This window comes from Vreelandella sp. EE27 (genome assembly GCF_968206495.1).
On record NZ_OZ309109.1, the window covers coordinates 1,297,749 to 1,316,944 of the forward strand.

Genomic DNA, 19,196 nt, shown 5'->3' on the forward strand with positions numbered 1-19,196 from the left:
ATCCGGCGCCAGGCCGCGCCGGATGAGTTAGCCCGCCCAAGGAAGTAATGCTCAATGAGCTATCAGGTTCTGGCCCGCAAATGGCGCCCGCGTACATTTCACGAGCTGGTGGGGCAGACCCATGTTCAGCGTGCGCTGGTCAACGCCCTCGACCAAGGGCGCCTTCACCACGCCTATCTGTTTACCGGTACCCGCGGGGTCGGTAAGACCACCCTGGCGCGTATACTCGCCAAGTGCCTGAACTGCACCGCGGGCGGTGACGGCGACGAAGGCATTACCTCCACGCCTTGTGGTGCGTGCGATAGCTGCCGCGCCATCGACGAGGGGCGCTTTGTCGACCTGATCGAAGTCGACGCCGCCTCGCGCACCAAGGTGGAAGACACCCGCGAGCTTCTCGACAACGTTCAGTACGCGCCGACGCAGGGACGCTACAAGGTGTATCTCATCGATGAGGTGCACATGCTCTCGACCAGCAGTTTCAACGCGCTGCTGAAAACGCTGGAAGAGCCGCCGCCCCACGTCAAGTTCCTGCTCGCCACCACCGACCCGCAGAAGCTGCCGCCCACGGTGCTCTCGCGCTGTTTGCAGTTCACCTTGAAGCACATGCCGCCGGAACGGGTGGTCGAGCATCTGACGTTCGTGCTGGGACAAGAGGGCGTCGAGTTCGAAGAGAGCGCCCTGTGGCTTTTGGGTAAGGCCGCTGAAGGCTCGATGCGCGATGCCATGAGCCTGACCGACCAGGCGATCGCCTTCGGCCAGGGGACGGTGCGCCACGCCGACGTAGCGGCGATGCTCGGCACCCTCGACCATCGCCATATCATGGCGCTGGCCCAGGCACTGGCGGATGTCGACGTTCAGGCGCTGCTGGCACAAGTCGCCATGCTTTCGGAGCAGGGGCCGGACTTCGCCGCGGTGCTCGACGAGCTGAGCGCTATTTTGCACCGCCTGGCGGTCGCCCAGATGGTCCCCGGTGCCGTGGACAACAGCCACGGCGATCGTGACACGATTCTCACGCTTGCCAAGCGTTTCACCGCCGAGGATATCCAGCTCTACTACCAGATCGGTATTCAGGGCCGCGGTGATATGGAACACGCCCCGGACTTGCGCAGCGCGCTGGAAATGACGCTTCTGCGTATGCTGGCGTTTCGCCCTCAGGGCGTTCCCAGGCCGCCGCGTACGCCGCTGCCGCTGCGCGCCGAGCCCGCCGGCGAGCACGCCCCTGCGCTTCAAAACGAGCAAGCCAGCGCCTCGCCAGAAGCGGTCGAGCCAAAAAAGCCTGAGCCTGCACCGGCGCCCGAGGCGCCTTCGCCCGCGCCGGTGCAGGACATGCCGGTGCAGGCCACTCAAAAGAGCGAGCCTGCCGATCAGGCGCCGCCGCCCTGGGCGATGGACGAACCGGCCCCCTACGGCGACACCCCCGAGAGCGCTTTCGATGCGCAAGCCTCGCAGCGGGCAGAAGAACCCTTGCAAGAGGGTGCGCCGAACGAGCCGGCTTCGGAGGCGCCCGAGTTCGACTATCCGGATGCGCCAGAGCCAGAGCCAGAGCACGCGCCGGAACCAAAGCACCAGGACGACGTTACTCCCGAGCCCGTTGAGGCTCCCGCTGCCCAGCCCGCACCCGCGGCATCCGAGGTGCCGCTCGATGCCGATACCCGGCTCGACCACGCCCGCTGGCTGAACCTTTTCGATACGCTGGGCCTTGGCGGGCTTACGCGTAATCTGGCCGCCCACTGCCAGTTGGCCAGTGACGACGGGCAGACCATTACATTGCAGCTCGACCCAAGTCAGTCGGCAATGCAGGCGGATGTCCACCAAACCCGCATCGAAAAAGCGCTGGGCGAGCAGGGGCTCAAGCGCCGGGTCAGCTTCGAGGTGGCCGAGCTCGACAGTGGCGTGGAAACCGCGCGGGATCAGACGCTTCGCTTTCAGCGCGAGCGGCACAAAGAGGCCGTTGATCTATTGCAACGCGACCCCAATATACAGAAATTACAGCAAGCCTTCGGGGCAACGCTCAACGAATCCAGCGTCAAGCCAAAAACCCCGGAGTCGCCATGACAGCCGGACGGTTACGGCTTACGCTTATGCTGGTAACGCACTGATCTATTATCCAGGGAGAGAACGCCATGATGAAAGGTGGAATGGGCAACTTGATGAAGCAAGCCCAGGAAATGCAGGAAAAAATGCAGAAGGTCCAGGAAGAGGCGGCCAAGGCCGAGGTGTTCGGTGAAGCCGGCGCGGGCATGGTCAAGGTGACCATGAACGGTCGTCACGATGTCAGCGATGTCACCATCGACCCAAGCGTTCTGGAAGAAGACAAGGAGCTGCTCGAAGACCTGCTGGCCGCGGCGGTCAACGATGCTGTGCGCAAGGTCGAAGCTCACTCCAAGGCGCAAATGGAAGAGGCCACTGCCGGTCTTAACCTGCCGCCCGGCTTCAAGATGCCGTTTTAAGCGATGCGTTTTTCCCCGCTGATCGAGCAGCTCATCGAAGCATTTCGCGTGCTGCCAGGCGTTGGGCCCAAAACGGCCCAGCGCATGGCCATGCATTTGCTCGAGCGTGAGCGCGAGGGCGGTAAGCATTTGGCCGGGGTGATCGAGCGCGCCATCGACGAGGTCGGCTACTGCCAGCAGTGCCGTACCTTGACCGAGGCCGAGGTCTGCGCGCTATGTGAAAGCCGCCGGCGCGACGATTCTCTGCTTTGTGTGGTGGAGTCACCCGCCGACCAGCTCGCCATCGAAGAGGCCGGTGGCTTTCACGGGCGCTATTTCGTGCTTCACGGTCATCTCTCGCCGCTGGACGGCGTGGGTCCGGAGGCCATCGGCCTGGGGTTGCTCGAAAACCGTGTCAGCGAAGGTCTCATCAAGGAGATCGTGCTGGCGACCAACCCGACCGTCGAAGGCGAGGCGACCGCGCACTATATTGCCTCTCAGCTGGCCCAGTACGGGGTCGCTTTTTCGCGCCTTGCTTACGGGGTGCCCATGGGCGGCGAGCTCGAATATGTGGACGGCGGCACCTTGAGCCGCGCGTTCAACGGCCGTTTGCCGTTCGGGCTCAAGTAACACCGCCCGCCGGATTTTGTACCACTGTCACTACCGTAGCCTTCAGGCTGCGGCCCCCACAGGGAAGCCTACCGTGTCCGCTATAAGTAACCCGTCCTATCGATGGATTGAGACCGCCGATCAGCTCGATGCCGCCTGTCAGGAGGTCGAAGCTGCCAGCGTGATCGCCCTGGATACGGAGTTTTTCCGCGAAAACACCTTTTTTCCGATCCCGGCGCTGATCCAGTTCGCCGCCGGTGAGCTTGCGTATCTGATCGATCCGGTCACCACACCCTGCACGCCGGCCTTCAAAGCGCTGCTGCAAAACGATGCGGTCAAGCTGCTCCACGCTTGCAGCGAAGATCTCGAAATATTCCAGCTGTGGGCGGGCGTGATGCCAGCCCCGCTGGTGGATACCCAGATCGCCCAGGCGCTTTTGGGTGAGGTGCCCGCCATGGGGTATCAAAAGCTCGTCGAATTCTGGGTCGGAGAAACCTTGCCCAAGGAAGAGACGCGCTCAAACTGGCTGACCCGGCCACTGACGACCGGCCAGTGCGAGTACGCCGCGCTCGACGTCATCTATTTGCTCGAGGTGTGGGCGCTGCAGGCCGAAAAGCTCGAGCGCCTCGGCCGTCGGGCGTGGCTTTTCGAGGAGTGCGCCGCCCAGCTCGATCAGGCCGAGCGCAGCAGCGAGAGCGATGCGCTCTGGTACACCCGCCAGCGCCAGCTTTGGCGGCTTGCGCCGCGCCAGCTAGAGGCGTACCGGCTGATGACGACCTGGCGCGAAGGTGAAACCCGGCGACGCGATCTTCCGCGCAACTGGTTGGCCAGCGACAAGCTGCTATTTGCCATCGCCGAGGTGATGCCCAAAAACCGCTTCGAACTGGCCGCTATCGAGGGCGTCAAGCCGACGTTGGTCAAAAAAGAGGGCGATACGCTGCTGGAGCTGGTCAAAAATGCCCAGCACTGCCCGGAGACGTCGCTGCTCGAGCGCTGGCCCGACCCGGCAGAGGCGGGCTTCAAGCGTCGTTTCAAGGCGCTCAAGAAAGTGCTCAACGCCCAGGCGGCGGCGCTGGAAATTGCGCCTGAAGTGTTGATGCGCCGCCGGGATATCGAAGCGCTGGTCATGCAGCACCAGGCCAACGAGGCGCTCACGCTGCCCGGCGGCTGGCGCGGCGAGCGTTTGAACGACGATCTGCGTTTGGCCCTGGAGGAGTCGGCATGAGCGATAAATTGCTGTGCGAGATTTTCAAAAGTTCGCGCAAGGAAGAGATGTATCTCTACGTGGACAAGCGCCAGGGCCTCGAGCCGGTGCCCGAGGCGCTGCTTGCCACCTTCGGCAAGCCCGTGGCGGTGCTGACCATGATCCTGACCGCCGATAAAAAGCTCGCCCGGGTCGCTACTCAGGATGTCATCGCGGCGATCGAGGAGCAGGGCTTTTACCTGCAAATGCCGCCGGCCAAGGAAGAGCACCTGTTGGACGTTCACCGGGCCCACGTTGACCGCTTTTCATGAACTTTCTTGCCCACGCCTGGCTTGCCCGGCTGGGGGAAGATGGCTTCTTGCTGGGTAACGTGATTGCCGACGGCATCAAGGGTAGCGACCTGTCCGGCTGGCCGGATGCTGTGGCCGCGGGCGTTCGCCACCACCGCCGGGTCGATGCCTTCGTGGATAGCCATGACGTCATCAAGCGCGCTAGACAGCGCGCCCCCGTGGGTCAGCGCCGCGTGGCCGGCATCGCGCTGGATATCCTGTGGGATCACTTTCTGGCACGGTCACTGATCGGCACGCCGGAGTTCGACGCGCTGCTCGAGCGCTTGTATGCGCTTTTGGCGCGGGAGCCCGCGCCGAACCGGCTGGCGCTCATGATGCCGTCACTGATCGAGCACGACTGGCTGCGCGGCTACGCTGACTTCGGCTTTACCTGCCGGGCGATTGCCGGGCTTGGGCGCAGGCTTTCCGGCCCGAACCGGCTGGCGGAGATAACGCCCTGGCTTGCGCGCGACTATCGCTGGCTGGAAGACCATTTTCACCCCCTCTGGAACGAGTGCGCCGCCAGGCTGACCAGTGCCGGTTAGCTTTGCGTGAGCGCCTGGACCAGGCCGGGAAAGGACGACGAGACGAGGGTGCTATGCGCGAACGCTTCTGGGAACGATACGCGCTCGAAGAGCTTACCGATGACGAGTGGGAGGCGCTTTGCGACGGGTGCGGGCAGTGCTGTCTGCTGAAATTTCACGACGACGATACCCAGGAGCTGGCCGTGCTCAACGTAGCGTGCCGCCTGCTGGATACGCACAGCTGTCAGTGCAGCGATTACGAGAACCGCTTCGATACGGTGCCCGACTGTACGCAACTGACCCCGGCGTTGGTTCGCGAATTCACCTGGCTACCTGCTACCTGCGGCTACCGCCGGGTGGCGGAGGGGCGAAAGCTAGCCGGTTGGCATCCGCTTTTGAGTAACGACGCGGAACGGGTGCACCGCAAGGGCGTAAGCGTACGCAGCTTTGCGGTATCCGAGCTCGACGTGCCCGAGCGCGAATGGGACGAACACATCATTGCCGTACTGCCCATTCACTAGCGTTTTAAAGCGTGGGGCTTAGCGCTTTAGCGCAACCAGTAGGGCCGCCAGGCGCCTGGTAAACGATAGGCGCGCCGGGGCGGTCTTTTCGGACCGAGTGGCCTGGGGGGCCGGGGTATCCCAAATGGTAAGAAATTGTTCCTGATGTTTCATGGAGCTCTCCTGGCGCCGGGGCGCGTGGTGTTCTCGACCTAACCGAATGTTGGCGCTATTCATGTTAGACGTTGGTCTATACAACTAACGGCTAGTATGGCGCAACCGGTTTTTTATGGAAAGCTTTTTCACAAAATAAAAAAGCACCCGCGGTCGCCCCGCGGGTGCTTTTTTTGCGCCTAATGGCTTCAGGCCTGGGCTTTCAGCGCGTTAGTCGGCAAGCCCCATTGCCCAAAGGATGAAGGCGTCCTGGCGGGCGCTATCTTTCCAGGCCTTGAAGCGCCCAGAAGCGCCGCCGTGGCCGCTGTCCATGTCGGTGTACAGTAATACCGGGGCGCTGCCTGTTTGCACACGGCTGACCTGGGCGTAAAACTTGGCTGGTTCCCAGTAGCTCACTCGAGTATCGAACCAGCTCCCCTCGACCCAAAGCGCCGGATAGGCTTGCTCGGTGATGTTATCCACCGGCGAGTAGTCGCGTATGCGGGCCTCGACCTCGGGCTCGGCCGGGTTGCCCCATTCGCTGTACTCGGCGGTGGTCAGCGGAAGATCCGGGTTTTGCATGGTGCGCAGCACGTCGAGAAACGGCACATCCAGCACCGCGGCGCAGAATGCCTCGGGGGCGCGGTTGATGCACGTACCCACCAGCAGGCCACCAGCGCTGGCCCCATACGCCACGACTTTGTCGTCAAGGCTTAGCCCTTCATCGACCAGCGCCTGGCGGGCGGCCAAAAAGTCGTCAAAGCTGTGCTCCTTTTGTGCCATCTTGCCGTCGAGATACCAGGGCTCGCCGCGCTCGCCGCCGCCGCGTACGTGGGCCACCGCAAAGGCAACGCCGCGCTCCAGAAGCGACAGCCTGGCGATCGAGAACCAGGGGTCCAGCGGCTCGCCGTAGGCGCCGTAGCCATAGAGCAGCGTGGGTAGCGGCTGACCGATCAAATCCGCGCGGGCAACGATGGACACCGGCACCTGCTCGCCGTCCGCGCTGGTGGCCCAGAGGCGTTTGCTGGCCAGCGCCTCGGGCCGGAGCGCGCCATGCACCGGCAGGGTTTTTAAAAGCGTTCGCTCGCCGCTTTCAAGGTCCAGGGTGTACCAGCTGGCCGGTCGGGTAAACGACTCTTCGCGCAGGCGCAGGATTTGCGTATCGAAGTGCGGGGAGTCCTCCAGTAATTGCGAGCAGGGGGTTTCCGGCAGCGCGATGAGCTCATTGGTGGTGATCGTGTCGTCGCCTTCGAGCACCAGGCGCCTAAGCCGGGTTTGCGCCTCTTGATGGCTGCGCTCGGCGACCATGAGCCCCCAGGCAAAAGCGTCCACGCCCTCCAGGGTTTGCTCCTCCTGGTGGGGGATCAACGTTTGCCACTCGGCGTCTTCATCCCACGCGTGCTCGGCCAGTACGTCGAGGGCGAAGTGGGGGCCGGCCTGGTTTTGCAGCCGGTAAAACGCCCCGGGGCGGTGGTCGATACTGACTTCGACCCCTTTGCTGCGCCGGTGCAAAACCCGCGGCGCCGTGGCCGGGGCATCGGCGGGAATCGCCAGAATCTCGGTGGTGTCCTTGGCGGCGGTCTCGATGAAAAGCCAGGTCCTGGAGCGGGTTTTACCGATCCCCAACCAGAACTCGGCGTCGTCTTCGCGCATCACAAGCGTTGCCGGAGGATCGAGCGCTGGGCGGGCGAAGCTCACGTCGCAGCGCCATAGGCTGTCCGGGCGCTGGGTGGCGTCGAAGCGGGTGAAAAACAGCGTCGCGCTTTGAGGCGTTTGGTCTTCGGCCCAACAAAGGTCCGGACCGATGTCGCTGGCAAGCTTGCGCGGTTCGCCGTTGGGCAGCGCCTTGAGCCACAGCGTGTAGCGCTCGTCGCCCTGGGTGTCCTCGCTCCAGGCAAGCCACTGCTCATCCGGGGTGAGCGCCATGTCGCCGATATCGAAAAAGGCGTGCTCGCCGGCGCGGGCGACCAGGTCAAAAAAGCACTCCGGTGCGCCAGGGTCATCGATCGGCGCGCGCCACCAGCGAGGGTAGTCGTCGTGCTCGCCGGTTTCGCTCCAGATCGTAAACACGTCGAGGGTCGTGCCAAGACTTTTCACCGCAAGCTCGCGCCGCGCCAGGTGGCTTTGATAAAGCGACTCGGCAAGCGGAGCAAGGGGCGCGAACCAGCGGGCGTGCTCCTCGTTGGCGTCGGTTAGAAAGGCGCTGACGTCGGGGGAATCGCGCTCTTCCAACCAGTGCCAATCCGGGTCATCGGCGCGATAATGGCGCTTTTGAGGCGACTCTTTGGGCATGCCGGGCTGTGCTTTCATAAATTGACAGGTACCATAACGGGAAATTAACCGCGGGTGCGTCCACCCACACGAGGGTATTATGCTGTTTACAAGCTCAATGTCACTGCTCTGGCTGAGTTATTACGGGGTTTCGCTGGTCGTACTCGTGGCGGTCTACTTTGCGCTAGCGTTTTTACCACGCCTGCCAAGGCTGGTGCTGACCTGGTGCGTGGCCGGGGCGATGTGGATGCCGGCGCGCTTTAGCCTGCCACTGATCGAAGAAAACGAGTTCTACACCGGCTGGGCGCCATCGGCGATGGTCTCGGCGGTCGGCTTTTTGGAGCGCAGCGCCTCGGCCATGTGGGCCGGGCTTGTGTGGCTGCTCGTCGGTATCGCGTTAGGCGCGTGTGTGGGAGTGGCCCTTTGGTGGCTGCGCCGCCCGGTCGAACGCGCCCCGGCCAAGCGCACACCGGATGATAAACGCCCGCCGAATGGCGGTAAGCGCCAGCCCACCGCCAAACGTGGCGCCGCCAAGCCCCGCGGTGGCAACGACGAGCCCCGCCGCCGCGAGCCGGTCATCAACTAAAAGGCTCCATCAGGCAAAGGAGAGCCCCATGTGCGAGCTTTTGGGCATGAGCGCCAATGTGCCAACGGATATCTGCTTTAGCTTTTCCGGCTTTCTGCATCGCGGCGGGGGCACCGGCCCCCACCGCGATGGCTGGGGCATCGCCTTTTACGAGCAGGGCGGGTACCGCGAATTTCGCGACCCGCACCCCTCGGTCGACTCGCCCATCGCGCGGCTGATTTGCGACTACCCGATCAAATCCAACGTGGTGATCAGCCATATACGCCAGGCAAATGTCGGCGGGGTGCGTTTGAACAACACCCACCCGTTTACCCGGGAAATGTGGGGGCGGCCCTGGTGCTACGCCCACAACGGGCAACTAAGCGGTTGGCAAACACTGCCGCTGGATGTCTACACCCCGGTGGGCAGTACCGACAGCGAGCACGCTTTTTGCTGGATTTTGGGCGAGCTGCGTCGCGCTTTTCCCTCGCCGCCAGCTTCTTATGAGCCGGTCGGCGCGCTGCTCCATACGCTGTGTGAAAAACTGCGGGGGCTTGGGGTGTTCAACCTGCTGCTGTCTGATGGCGAGTCGCTTTACTGCTACTGTTCGACCAAACTTTCTCATATCACCCGCCAGGCACCGTTCGGCGAAGCCGAGCTTGCCGATGCCGACATGACGGTGAACTTCAGCGAGCATACCACGGCGTTCGATGTGGTCTCGGTGATCGCCACTGCGCCGCTTACCCACAACGAGAAGTGGACGGCCATGGTGCCGGGCGAGCTTTTAGTGTGGCAGTCGGGAAGTATAAAAGCGCAATACACACCCTCGTGAGGCGAGCGATCTACGCTATATAGGCCGATATCCAAAACGTTCGTTAACGCCCCGGGATGGCGGGCTCAGCCTGTCTTGAAGGTATCCCGTTGAAACAGCAGTTTCAAGCAGGCGTTTTACAGCGTTACCCCCCTCGTATATCGTAAGCGTTTAGCCTCATCTCAACGATCGCCAAAATAATAAGGTCGGTCCACTTATCGACACGGATAGCGGAGATTGCCCCATGAGCGAACACGCCGATGCTCCTATGCTGCATGGCCCAGCGCTTGAAGGGTTGGATCAATACGATTCGATCACTGACGTTTTTGAAACCGCGGTAGAGCGCTACAGCGACAACCCGGCGTTTAGCTGCATGGGCCAAACCCTGAGCTTTGCCGAGCTGGATACTTATTCGAAGCAGTTTGCCGCCTGGCTTCAAAACGACACCGATCTCGAGCCTGGCGATCGCATCGCCATTCAACTGCCCAACGTACTGCAGTTCCCGGTGGCCGTGTTCGGCGCGCTACGGGCGGGGATGGTGGTGGTCAATACCAACCCGCTCTACACCGAGCGTGAAATGGCCCACCAGTTCAAGGACGCCGGGGCCAAAGCCATCGTCATTCTTGCCAACATGGCGCACAAGCTCGACAAGGTGCTGGAGAAAACCGATATCTCCCACGTAGTGGTCACCGAGCTTGCCGATCTTCACGGCGCGCCCAAGCGCTGGGTGGTCAACGCGGTGGTCAAGTACGTCAAGAAGATGGTACCCACCTACCGCCTGCCGGGCGCGATCGGGTTTCGCCAGGTGATGAAGGCCGGCGCCAACCGTGAGTTTACCCCGGTCAAGCGCACTGCGGACGACGTGGCCGCGCTGCAGTACACCGGCGGCACCACCGGCCAGCCCAAAGGCGCGATGCTCACCCACACCAACCTGATCGCCAATATGCTCCAGGCGCGCATGGCGATCGGTACGCACCTGGAAAACGGCAAGGAGCTGGTGATCGCGCCGCTGCCGGTCTATCACATCTACACCTTTACGGTGAACTGCCTGTTTTTGATGGAAACCGGCAACCATTCGGTGCTGATCACCAATCCGCGGGATCTGCCCGCTTTCGTCAAGGAGCTCAAAAAGCTCAAATTCACCAGCTTTATCGGGCTCAATACGCTATTTAACGCGCTTTGCCAGCGTGATGACTTCCGCGCGCTCGATTTCTCCCGGCTGAAGCTGACCATTTCCGGCGGCATGGCGCTGACCAAAGCCGCGGCCAAGCGGTGGGAAGAGGTGACCGGCTGCCCGGTGGCGGAAGGCTACGGGCTGACCGAAACCTCGCCGGTGGTGAGTTTCAACCCCACCGACGCCATCCAGTTGGGGACCATCGGCAAACCCGTGGCCGGCACCTCGGTCAAGGTGGTCGATGCCGACGGCCACGACGTAGCGCTTGGTGAGCCCGGCGAGCTTTGTATCAAGGGCCCGCAGGTCATGAAAGGCTACTGGCAGCGCGACGACGAAACCCAAAAGTCGATTGATGCGGGCGGCTGGTTCCATTCCGGCGATATCGCCGTGCTCCAGGACGATGGCTATATCCGCATCGTCGATCGTAAAAAGGACATGATCCTGGTGTCGGGCTTCAACGTTTATCCCAACGAGGTCGAGGACGTGGTCGCGACCCACCCGGATATCGTCGAGTCCGCGGTAGTGGGCGTGCCGGACGAGAATGCCGGCGAGGCGATCAAACTCTTCGTGGTCTCCAAAAACAGCGACCTGGACGCCCAAACGCTGCGCGCCTGGTGCAAAAAAGAGCTCACCGCTTACAAGGTGCCCAAGTACATCGAGTTTCGCGACGAGCTGCCCAAGACCAACGTGGGCAAGGTATTGCGGCGCGAGCTGCGCGACGAGGAGACCTCCAGCGAAGGCGAGCAGGAGAAAGCCTGAGGGTAAGCCAAAAGGGCAGGGCGCCCGTCCGGGTTAGCCCTCCCATAACCGAAAGCGCTATACTGTTCGGCCCGCTTTTTTGGCGGGCCGAATTTTTATTTTTTGGATGGAATCTGAGCCTAACGTGAGCACTGAGACGCACTCCTTGACCGATGCCCAACAGGTGACGCAGCTCGAGCGAGCGCTTGACGAGGTAACCCTTCGCGACAGCCACCGCCTGGCACGGCGTCTTGGCGGTCTCAAGCGTCGTCTGCGTGACAACAAGCCGATCGGCCGCGGCCTCGACGAGGTCAGCCGCGAGGTCGACAAGGCCAAGCGCTTGGCGGCTAGTCGTGCCGCCACGCCGGTATCCATCAGCTATCCGCCGGGTCTTCCCGTAGTCGAGCGCCGCGAGGACATCCTCGAGGCCATTCGGGACCACCAGGTGGTCGTGGTGGCCGGCGAAACCGGCTCGGGTAAAACGACCCAGCTGCCCAAGATATGCCTGGAACTTGGGCGTGGGCGCCGCGGCCAGATTGGCCATACCCAGCCGCGCCGGCTGGCCGCGCGCAGCGTTGCCACGCGGATTTCAGAGGAACTCGACGTTAGCCTGGGCGAGCAGGTGGGCTATCAGGTGCGCTTTACCGATCAAAGCGCGCCCAACACCCTGGTCAAGCTCATGACCGACGGTATTTTGCTGGCCGAAACCCAGCACGACCCGATGCTCTGGCGCTACGACACCATCATCATCGACGAGGCGCACGAACGCAGCCTCAATATCGATTTTCTGCTCGGCTACTTGAAACGCCTGCTGCCCAAGCGTCCGGATTTGAAGGTGATCATCACCTCGGCGACCATCGACGTCGAGCGCTTTGCCGCGCACTTTGCAACCGACGACACGCCGGCCCCGGTGGTCGAGGTCTCCGGGCGCGCCTTCGACGTGGATGTGCTTTACCGCCCCCTGGTGCGAAGCGACGACGACGAAGAGGACCGCACGCTACAAGAAGGCATCGTGGGCGCGATTGAAGAGATCGAAACTTTAGAGCGCGAGAAGGGGTGGCTGCACGGCCCGCGAGACGTGCTGATCTTTTTGCCCGGTGAGCGCGAGATTCGCGAAACCGCGGACACGCTGCGCCGTGCGGACTTCAAGGGCACCGAAATTCTGCCGCTCTACGCCCGGCTCTCCAACGAGGAGCAAAACCGGGTGTTCGCTCCGCACCGCGGCCGGCGCATCGTGCTGGCTACCAACGTCGCGGAAACCTCGCTGACCGTGCCCGGCATTCGTTACGTGGTCGACCCGGGCCTTGTACGCATTAGCCGGTATAGCTACCGGGCGAAGATCCAGCGCCTGCCAATCGAGCCGATCAGCCAGGCAAGCGCCAACCAGCGCAAGGGTCGCTGCGGGCGTATCGCCGAGGGCGTGTGCATTCGCCTTTACGACGAAGAGGACTTTCTGTCGCGCCCGGCGTTCACCGACCCGGAAATCCAGCGAACCAATCTCGCCTCGGTCATCCTCTCGATGCTGTCGTTGAAGCTTGGCAACATCGAGGCCTTTCCCTTCGTCGACCCGCCGGATAGCCGCTTCGTCAAGGACGGCTTTAGGCTTTTGTTCGAGCTCGGCGCGGTGGATCAAAAAGAGCAGATCAGCGAACTGGGGCGCAAGCTCGCGCGGCTGCCCATCGACCCGCGGCTTGCGCGCATGGTGCTCGAGGGTGCCGAGCGACAAAGCCTTCGCGATGTGCTGGTGGTGGTCTCGGCGCTGGCGATACAAGACCCCCGGGAGCGCCCGGCGGACAAACGCCAGGCCGCAGACCAGGCCCATCAGCGCTGGCACGACCCGGATTCCGACTTCGTCGCACTCTTGAACTTGTGGCACGGCATCGAAAACGCTCGCGGATCGCTTTCGAACAGCCAGATGCGCCGCTGGTGTCGTGAGCACTACGTCAATTATCTGCGCATGCGCGAGTGGCACGACACCTTCCGCCAGCTTAGGCAGCTCTTGCGCGATATGGACATCGAAGTGCCCGGGCCTTTGCCGGCCAATGAAGACGAAAGCGAGGAAGAGGCACGCCAGGCGCGGCGCAAAACCTCCGGCAAGCTGCACCAGGCGCTGCTCTCCGGGCTTTTATCGAATTTGGGTAACCTTACGGAAAATCGCGAGTACCTGGGGGCGCGCAACCGCAAGTTCTTCATTCACCCGGGCTCCGGGCTTGCGAAAAAAACGCCCAAGTGGGTGATGGCGTTCGAGCTGGTCGAAACCACCAAGCTCTACGCCCGCACGGTGGCGAAAATCGATCCGGCCTGGATCGAGCCCCAGGCCGAGCATCTGGTCAAACGAAGCTACAGCGAGCCCCACTGGGAAATGAAGCGCGCCCAGGTCGTGGCCTTCGAGCAGGTGACGCTGTTTGGCCTGCCCATCGTTGCCCGTCGGCGGGTCAATTTTGGCGCCATCGACCCCAAGGAGTCCCGGGATATTTTCATTCGCCGGGCGCTGGTCGAGGGGGATTTTCAGACCAAAGGCGCGTTCTTCGCCCACAACCGGGCGCTGGTCGACGAGGTCGAGGCGCTCGAGGACCGCGCCCGCCGCCGCGACATTCTGGTCGATGAAGAAACGCTTTACGCCTTTTACGACGAACGCATTCCAGGCGATGTCGTCAACGGCAAGGGCTTCGAGCACTGGCGCAAGCAGGCCGAGCGCGAGGCCCCGGATCTTTTAAAGTTCGATATCGAAACGCTCAAGGCGCGGGAGGCCGAGGACGTCACCCGTGCCCAATATCCGGATTACCTGACGCTTGGCGGCGTGGCCTACCCGGTGAGCTATCACTTCGAGCCCCAGGCCGAGGACGACGGCGTTACGCTCACCGTGCCCGCCGCCATGCTTTCGCAGCTGCCGGTCAGCGCTTTGGAGTGGTTGGTGCCCGGGCTTTTGCGCGAAAAGTGCATAGCGCTTTTGAAATCGCTGCCCAAGAGCATTCGCCGCCAGGTGGTGCCGATTCCGGACTGGGTCGACGCCGCGCTACACGTGCTGACGCCCAACGAGCGTCCGCTGACCGAGGCCTTGGGCGAGTTTCTGCGCCGGCGCACCGGTACCCGGGTCCATCCGGACGACTGGCGGCTGGACCAGCTCGAGGCGCACCTGGTGATGAACGTGCGCGTGGTCGACCACGCCGGTCACCAGCTTGGCCAAGGGCGCGATGTACGTGCGCTGGAAAAACGCTTCGAGCAGGCGGCAAGCCTGGGCGCCCAGGCGTTGGCCAAAGAGGCAAGCCAGGCGCCAACGCTCGACGCGCTGCCCGAGGCGCCGCTTCCGGCCTCGAAAGTCACCACCCAGGCCGGTATTCGCGTGGAAGCCTACCCGGCATTGACTCATGAAGGTGAAGCGTTCAAGGTCGCGCTATTCGATCACCCGGCGAAGGCAGAGGCCGCCCACCGCGAGGGCGTGGCACGGCTGGCCATTACCCAATGTCCGGATCAGGTCAAGGCGATCAAAGCGTTACCGGCGCTCGAGAAGTGCGCGCTGCTGTTTACCAACGTGGGCAGCAAGCAGGCGTTCATAGCCGATGTGTTGCTGGCGGTATTTACCCAGGTGGTCGCGACGGCGCCGCTGCCGCGCTCGGCGGGGGAACTCGACGCGCGGCTCGCCCAGGTAGACACCGCCCTGGTCGATCACGCCAAGGCGCTTTTAAGCGATGTCGAGGCGGCGTTAAAAGGCCATCTGGAGCTTGCCAAGCAGCTCAAGGGGAATTTGAACTTCGCCCTGGCGCTGGTTTACAGCGATGTGCGCGCACAGATGCAGCGTTTGGTCTATCCTGGCTTCATCCGTGATGCGGGCGAGTGGCTTTCGGAGTACCCTCGTTATTTCGAAGCCGCGCTGATTCGTCTTGAAAAAGCCGCGCGGGAGCGCGGGCGCGACCAGATGATGATGAAGGACGTTCAGGCGCTGGAGGCGCGCTTCGACGCCCGGCGCGAAAGCGAGCGCCGCGGCCAGGTCGAAGACCCGGCGCTGGTCGCCTTCGGCTGGTGGATTCAGGAGCTTCGTGTGTCGCTTTTTGCCCAACAGTTGGGCACTAAAATGCCCGTCTCGGTCAAGCGCCTTGAAAAGCACTGGGAAGAAATCACGCGCCTTTGAGGCGCTTAGCCATACGTGCCGCTCAAGGCCGCTAAAGGAGAGTACACATGAATGACGTGGTGATTACCGGTACGGGGCTTTATACGCCGGAACACGCCATCGACAACGAAGCCCTGGTGGCGGCGTTCAATACCTACGTTGACGATCACAACGCACGCTTTACCGATGAGATTCAGTCCGGTAGCCGCGCACCGCTCGCCTACTCGAGCAGCGAGTTCATCGAGAAGGCCTCGGGCATCAAAAGCCGTTACGTGCTGAACGCCGAGGGCATTCTGGACCCCGAGCGCATGCGTCCGAATCTTCCCGAGCGAAGTAACGACGAGCCCTCGATTCAGTGCGAGATGGCAGTATCTGCCGCTCGTCAGGCGCTCGAAATGGCCCGGGTCGCCCCCGAGGACATTGAACTGGTCATCGTTGCCTGCTCGAATCTGGAGCGCGCCTACCCGGCGGTAGCGGTGGAGGTGCAGCAGGCGCTGGGAACCTCGGGCTACGGGTTCGACATGAACGTGGCGTGCAGTTCCGCCACCTTTGCGATCGAAACCGCGGCGAACGCCATCGCCGCCCAAAGCGTCAAGCGGGCGCTGGTGATCAGCCCGGAAATCTGCTCGGCGCACCTGAATTTCACCGACCGCGACAGCCACTTCATCTTTGGCGATGCGTGCACGGCGGTGGTGCTCGAGCAAAGCGAACTCGCCGTGGCCGAACAGCGCTTCGAGATACTCGGCACGCGCCTGGTGACCCAGTTCTCCAACGCCATTCGTAACAACTCAGGCTTTTTGAACCGCGTTACCGACAGCGACCCGATGGGACTGGACAAGTTGTTCGTCCAGGAAGGGCGGCGCGTGTTCAAGGAAGTGTGCCCGATGGTCGCCAAACTCATCGTCTCGCACCTACAAGCGCTCGAGCTCTCCGGCGACGACGTCAAACGGATGTGGCTCCATCAGGCCAATCAGCACATGAACGACCTGATTGCCCGTAAGGTACTCGGGTTCGAGCCAGACGAAAGCCAGGCGCCGATCATTCTCGATCGCTACGCTAATACAAGCTCTGCCGGCTCCATCATCGCGTTTCATCTGCATCGCGAGGATCTGGTAGCCGGCGATATCGGGCTGATCTGCTCCTTTGGAGCGGGTTATAGCGCCGGGAACGTCGTGCTGCGCTGCCAGTAAGGCGCGGCGTCGTCCATCAAAAGGACATACCTAAAACGAGGGAATCATCATGCCAGGGTTATTAGCTGCGTCTAAAGGCAAGGCGCTTAAAGGAGTATTGCCGGTCATGCTGCTGACGCTGGGTATGTCAGGCTGCGCGAGTACCGGCACGTCGCAGCCAGCGAACCCGGACGACCCCTGGGAGGGCTTCAACCGCCGGGTATTCGCCTTCAACGACGTGCTGGATCGCTACGCGCTGAAGCCGGTCGCCTCCGGGTATCGCACCGTGACACCGGACCCGGTGCAGACCGGCGTGGGTAACTTCTTCTCGAATTTGGGCGAGATCCGCACCGCGCTCAACAGTATCTTGCAGGGCAAGCCCGCCAACGCCGGCCTTGCCACCTCACGCTTTTTGATCAATTCGACGGTGGGTATCGCGGGGCTTCTCGATTATGCCACGCATATGGAAATTACCGCCGACGAGGAAGATTTCGGCCAGACACTGGCCGTATGGGGCTGGCAAGATTCCCGCTACCTGGTGCTGCCGCTTCTGGGCCCGAGCACCCTGCGTGACTCCACCGGCTTGCCGGCGGATCTGGCCGCATACCCGAACACCTACGTCGAGGACGACGCGGTGCGTATCAGCCTTGCGGCACTGAATATCGTCGATACTCGCGCCGGGTTGCTGGATCAGGAGTCGCTGATCAGCGGCGACCGCTACCAGTTCATTCGTGATGCCTACCTTCAGCGCCGCCAGTTTTTGATCAACGACGGGGAGTTGGGCGACGACCCCTTTGCGATGGATAGTTTCGAGTTCGATGATGCAGACTTTGACGATGCCGATTTTGGTGACGACGATTTCGCCGATTGAGACTTGATATGGATTCTTCCAAATATCTGATCGCGGTCATCGATGTGCCCGGCGCCGAGCGCGATGCGCTGACCCGTGCAATTACCTGCCACGATATGGCGGTGCTGGCCGCGGACGATATCGAACGCTTACCGGCGGACACCGCGCTGGTGGTTGCTCGGGCCGGCGTGGTGCCGCGGGATCAGTGGGCGCTTTTGGCGGCGCGGGTGCCCACACTGGTGGTCAGCGACTCCCGCGAGGACGCCGAGCTTTTCCAGGCGGTGGATAGCGGATTGCTGGATCACGTCGTGGACCCTTTGCGTCACAGCGAACTGCTGCGGCGCATGATCCGCAAAGCGGTCGAGCTACAGGCGCTGGCCCGCGAGCGCGAACGTGACCGTCGCAGGCTCGAGGAGCTCAACGAGAGTCTGGAAACGCATCTGGCGCTTTTGCGCATGGACCAGCAAAGCGGCGGACACATTCAACGGCGCTTGCTGCCGGTACACCCGAAGATCATCAACGGAGCGCGCTTTGACTACTGGTTCGCGCCGTCACTTTATTTATCCGGTGATTTTCTCGACTACCAACGCTACAACGAGCGCTTCAGCGCCTTCTATTTCGCCGACGTTTCCGGCCACGGCGCCTCATCGGCGTTCGTGACGGTGCTGCTTAAGTACTTGTTTAATCGCTGGCTCAACGAGTGGGACGGGCAAAACCCCGAGCACCTGGCCGCCAGGTCGCTTGCCGCACTCAACCGTGAGCTTCAGGATACCGACATCGGCAAGCACGCGACCCTTTTCGTCGGGGTGATTGACCGGGAGACAAAGACCCTTCACTATTCGCTCGGCGCACAGCTGCCGATGCCGCTTTTGGTGGCCGGCAACCGCCTGGTGCGCCTTGAGGGCGAAGGGATGCCGGTGGGGCTTTTCCCCGACATCGAGTATCCGTCGCTCGCCTGCGAACTCCCGTCTGACTTTCGCCTGTGGCTCTGTTCGGACGGCGTATTGGAATGCTTGCCGGGTAAAACGCTCGACACGCGGCTCACGGAACTTGAGCAATTAATAAGTGAGAGTGGCACACTTGAGCAGTTGCGCGACCGGCTCGTTCAGACCAACGCCCTGTTGATGGAAGGGGAGGCGGCAGATGAACAGGGCCAGGACCGCGACGCTTTACCCGACGACCTGACAATCATGATGGTGAGCGGATTTGGTCATGCTGATTGAGGAAGGCCGTATCAAAGCGGCGTTCGATTCCGGTGTTTTTATCTTGAAGCTCTGTGGCGACGTGCGTCTTACGCTCTGTGCCACGCTCGACGTTCAGGCTCAGCGCCTGGCGGACACACCGGGACTCGAGGCGGTGATGATCGACCTGCGCGAGGCGACCAACGTCGACTCTAGCGCGCTGGGTTTTTTGGCCAAGGTGGCGATGGCGGTGAAAGGGCGCCTCGATCACTTACCGACGATCATCGCCAACAACCCGGATATCCAGAAAATGCTCGACGTGATGGGCTTCAACCGCTTTTTCACGTTGATCGACGCGCCGCTGCAGCCAGGCCTGGAAGCCTCCCTGACCGAGCTTCCCGAAATCCCCTCGGACGAAGAGGGCTTGCGCGACCGGATCCTCGAAGCGCACCGTATTCTGATGCACATGAACGAGCATAACCGCGAGCAGTTCCAGCCGCTGGTCGAGATGCTCGAGTCTCAGGACTCGCCGGTTCACTAGGCGCGTATACGTAAGACTTTAAAAAAAGCCCCGGTCGCTC

The 19,196-nt window shown here is 62.2% G+C and carries 17 protein-coding genes; 15 read left to right on the plus strand and 2 right to left on the minus strand.

Going from position 1 to position 19,196, the window contains the following annotated elements; all coding sequences use genetic code 11:
• Positions 1-54 precede the first annotated feature (54 nt).
• The 7 genes from dnaX to ACWHVV_RS06305 all read left to right on the plus strand — a co-directional run bounded on the left by dnaX (position 55) and on the right by ACWHVV_RS06305 (position 5,616).
• Positions 55-2,055: a DNA polymerase III subunit gamma/tau gene (dnaX, locus tag ACWHVV_RS06275; protein WP_447928570.1), complete on the plus strand. Its 2,001-nt coding sequence runs from the start codon at positions 55-57 to the stop codon at positions 2,053-2,055.
• Positions 2,056-2,123: 68 nt separating this feature from the next.
• Entirely contained in the window at positions 2,124-2,450 is a 327-nt protein-coding gene (locus ACWHVV_RS06280; RefSeq protein WP_447528301.1) for a YbaB/EbfC family nucleoid-associated protein, read from the plus strand.
• 3 nt (positions 2,451-2,453) lie between these two features.
• Positions 2,454-3,059, plus strand: a complete 606-nt coding sequence (gene recR, locus ACWHVV_RS06285) for a recombination mediator RecR (RefSeq protein WP_447928571.1) — start codon at positions 2,454-2,456, stop codon at positions 3,057-3,059.
• A 73-nt stretch (positions 3,060-3,132) separates the two neighbouring features.
• Complete coding sequence (rnd, locus tag ACWHVV_RS06290) at positions 3,133-4,263, plus strand: ribonuclease D (protein WP_447928572.1); 1,131 nt, start codon at positions 3,133-3,135, stop codon at positions 4,261-4,263.
• Entirely contained in the window at positions 4,260-4,553 is a 294-nt protein-coding gene (locus ACWHVV_RS06295; protein ID WP_447928573.1) for a YcgL domain-containing protein, read from the plus strand. Before rnd ends, ACWHVV_RS06295 begins: the two co-directional genes overlap by 4 nt.
• A complete protein-coding gene (locus ACWHVV_RS06300; RefSeq protein WP_447928574.1) occupies positions 4,550-5,116 on the plus strand; it encodes an acyl carrier protein phosphodiesterase in 567 nt (188 codons plus the stop codon). The genes ACWHVV_RS06295 and ACWHVV_RS06300 overlap by 4 nt, the downstream gene beginning before the upstream one ends.
• 53 nt (positions 5,117-5,169) lie before the next feature.
• Positions 5,170-5,616: a YcgN family cysteine cluster protein gene (locus ACWHVV_RS06305; protein ID WP_447895601.1), complete on the plus strand. Its 447-nt coding sequence runs from the start codon at positions 5,170-5,172 to the stop codon at positions 5,614-5,616.
• 18 nt (positions 5,617-5,634) lie between these two features.
• Here the strand turns inward: ACWHVV_RS06305 and ACWHVV_RS06310 are convergent, their stop codons facing one another.
• Positions 5,635-5,769 carry a hypothetical protein gene (locus tag ACWHVV_RS06310; protein WP_447928575.1) on the minus strand — a complete coding sequence of 45 codons (135 nt, stop codon included), beginning with the start codon at positions 5,767-5,769 and terminating at the stop codon, positions 5,635-5,637.
• A gap of 210 nt (positions 5,770-5,979) precedes the next feature.
• Positions 5,980-8,058 carry a S9 family peptidase gene (locus ACWHVV_RS06315; RefSeq protein ID WP_447928576.1) on the minus strand — a complete coding sequence of 693 codons (2,079 nt, stop codon included), beginning with the start codon at positions 8,056-8,058 and terminating at the stop codon, positions 5,980-5,982.
• Positions 8,059-8,119: 61 nt separating this feature from the next.
• Here ACWHVV_RS06315 and ACWHVV_RS06320 point away from each other — a divergent pair, with 61 nt between their 5' ends.
• The 8 genes from ACWHVV_RS06320 (at position 8,120) to ACWHVV_RS06355 (ending at position 19,156) form a co-directional block, all read left to right on the plus strand.
• Positions 8,120-8,605 (plus strand): hypothetical protein, encoded by a 486-nt coding sequence (locus tag ACWHVV_RS06320; RefSeq protein ID WP_447928577.1) that lies wholly within the window; start codon positions 8,120-8,122, stop codon positions 8,603-8,605.
• Between the two features lie 28 nt (positions 8,606-8,633).
• Entirely contained in the window at positions 8,634-9,416 is a 783-nt protein-coding gene (locus tag ACWHVV_RS06325) for a class II glutamine amidotransferase (protein ID WP_447928578.1), read from the plus strand.
• Positions 9,417-9,639: 223 nt separating this feature from the next.
• Entirely contained in the window at positions 9,640-11,328 is a 1,689-nt protein-coding gene (locus ACWHVV_RS06330) for an AMP-binding protein (RefSeq protein ID WP_447928579.1), read from the plus strand.
• Between the two features lie 106 nt (positions 11,329-11,434).
• Positions 11,435-15,436, plus strand: coding sequence for an ATP-dependent RNA helicase HrpA (gene hrpA, locus ACWHVV_RS06335; RefSeq protein ID WP_447928580.1), 4,002 nt, complete (start codon positions 11,435-11,437; stop codon positions 15,434-15,436).
• Between the two features lie 47 nt (positions 15,437-15,483).
• Complete coding sequence (locus ACWHVV_RS06340; protein ID WP_447928581.1) at positions 15,484-16,605, plus strand: beta-ketoacyl-ACP synthase III; 1,122 nt, start codon at positions 15,484-15,486, stop codon at positions 16,603-16,605.
• Between the two features lie 49 nt (positions 16,606-16,654).
• Entirely contained in the window at positions 16,655-17,455 is an 801-nt protein-coding gene (locus ACWHVV_RS06345; RefSeq protein ID WP_447895609.1) for an MlaA family lipoprotein, read from the plus strand.
• 8 nt (positions 17,456-17,463) lie between these two features.
• A complete protein-coding gene (locus tag ACWHVV_RS06350; RefSeq protein WP_447928582.1) occupies positions 17,464-18,657 on the plus strand; it encodes a PP2C family protein-serine/threonine phosphatase in 1,194 nt (397 codons plus the stop codon).
• Positions 18,647-19,156, plus strand: coding sequence for an STAS domain-containing protein (locus tag ACWHVV_RS06355; RefSeq protein ID WP_447928583.1), 510 nt, complete (start codon positions 18,647-18,649; stop codon positions 19,154-19,156). Before ACWHVV_RS06350 ends, ACWHVV_RS06355 begins: the two co-directional genes overlap by 11 nt.
• Positions 19,157-19,196 lie beyond the last annotated feature (40 nt).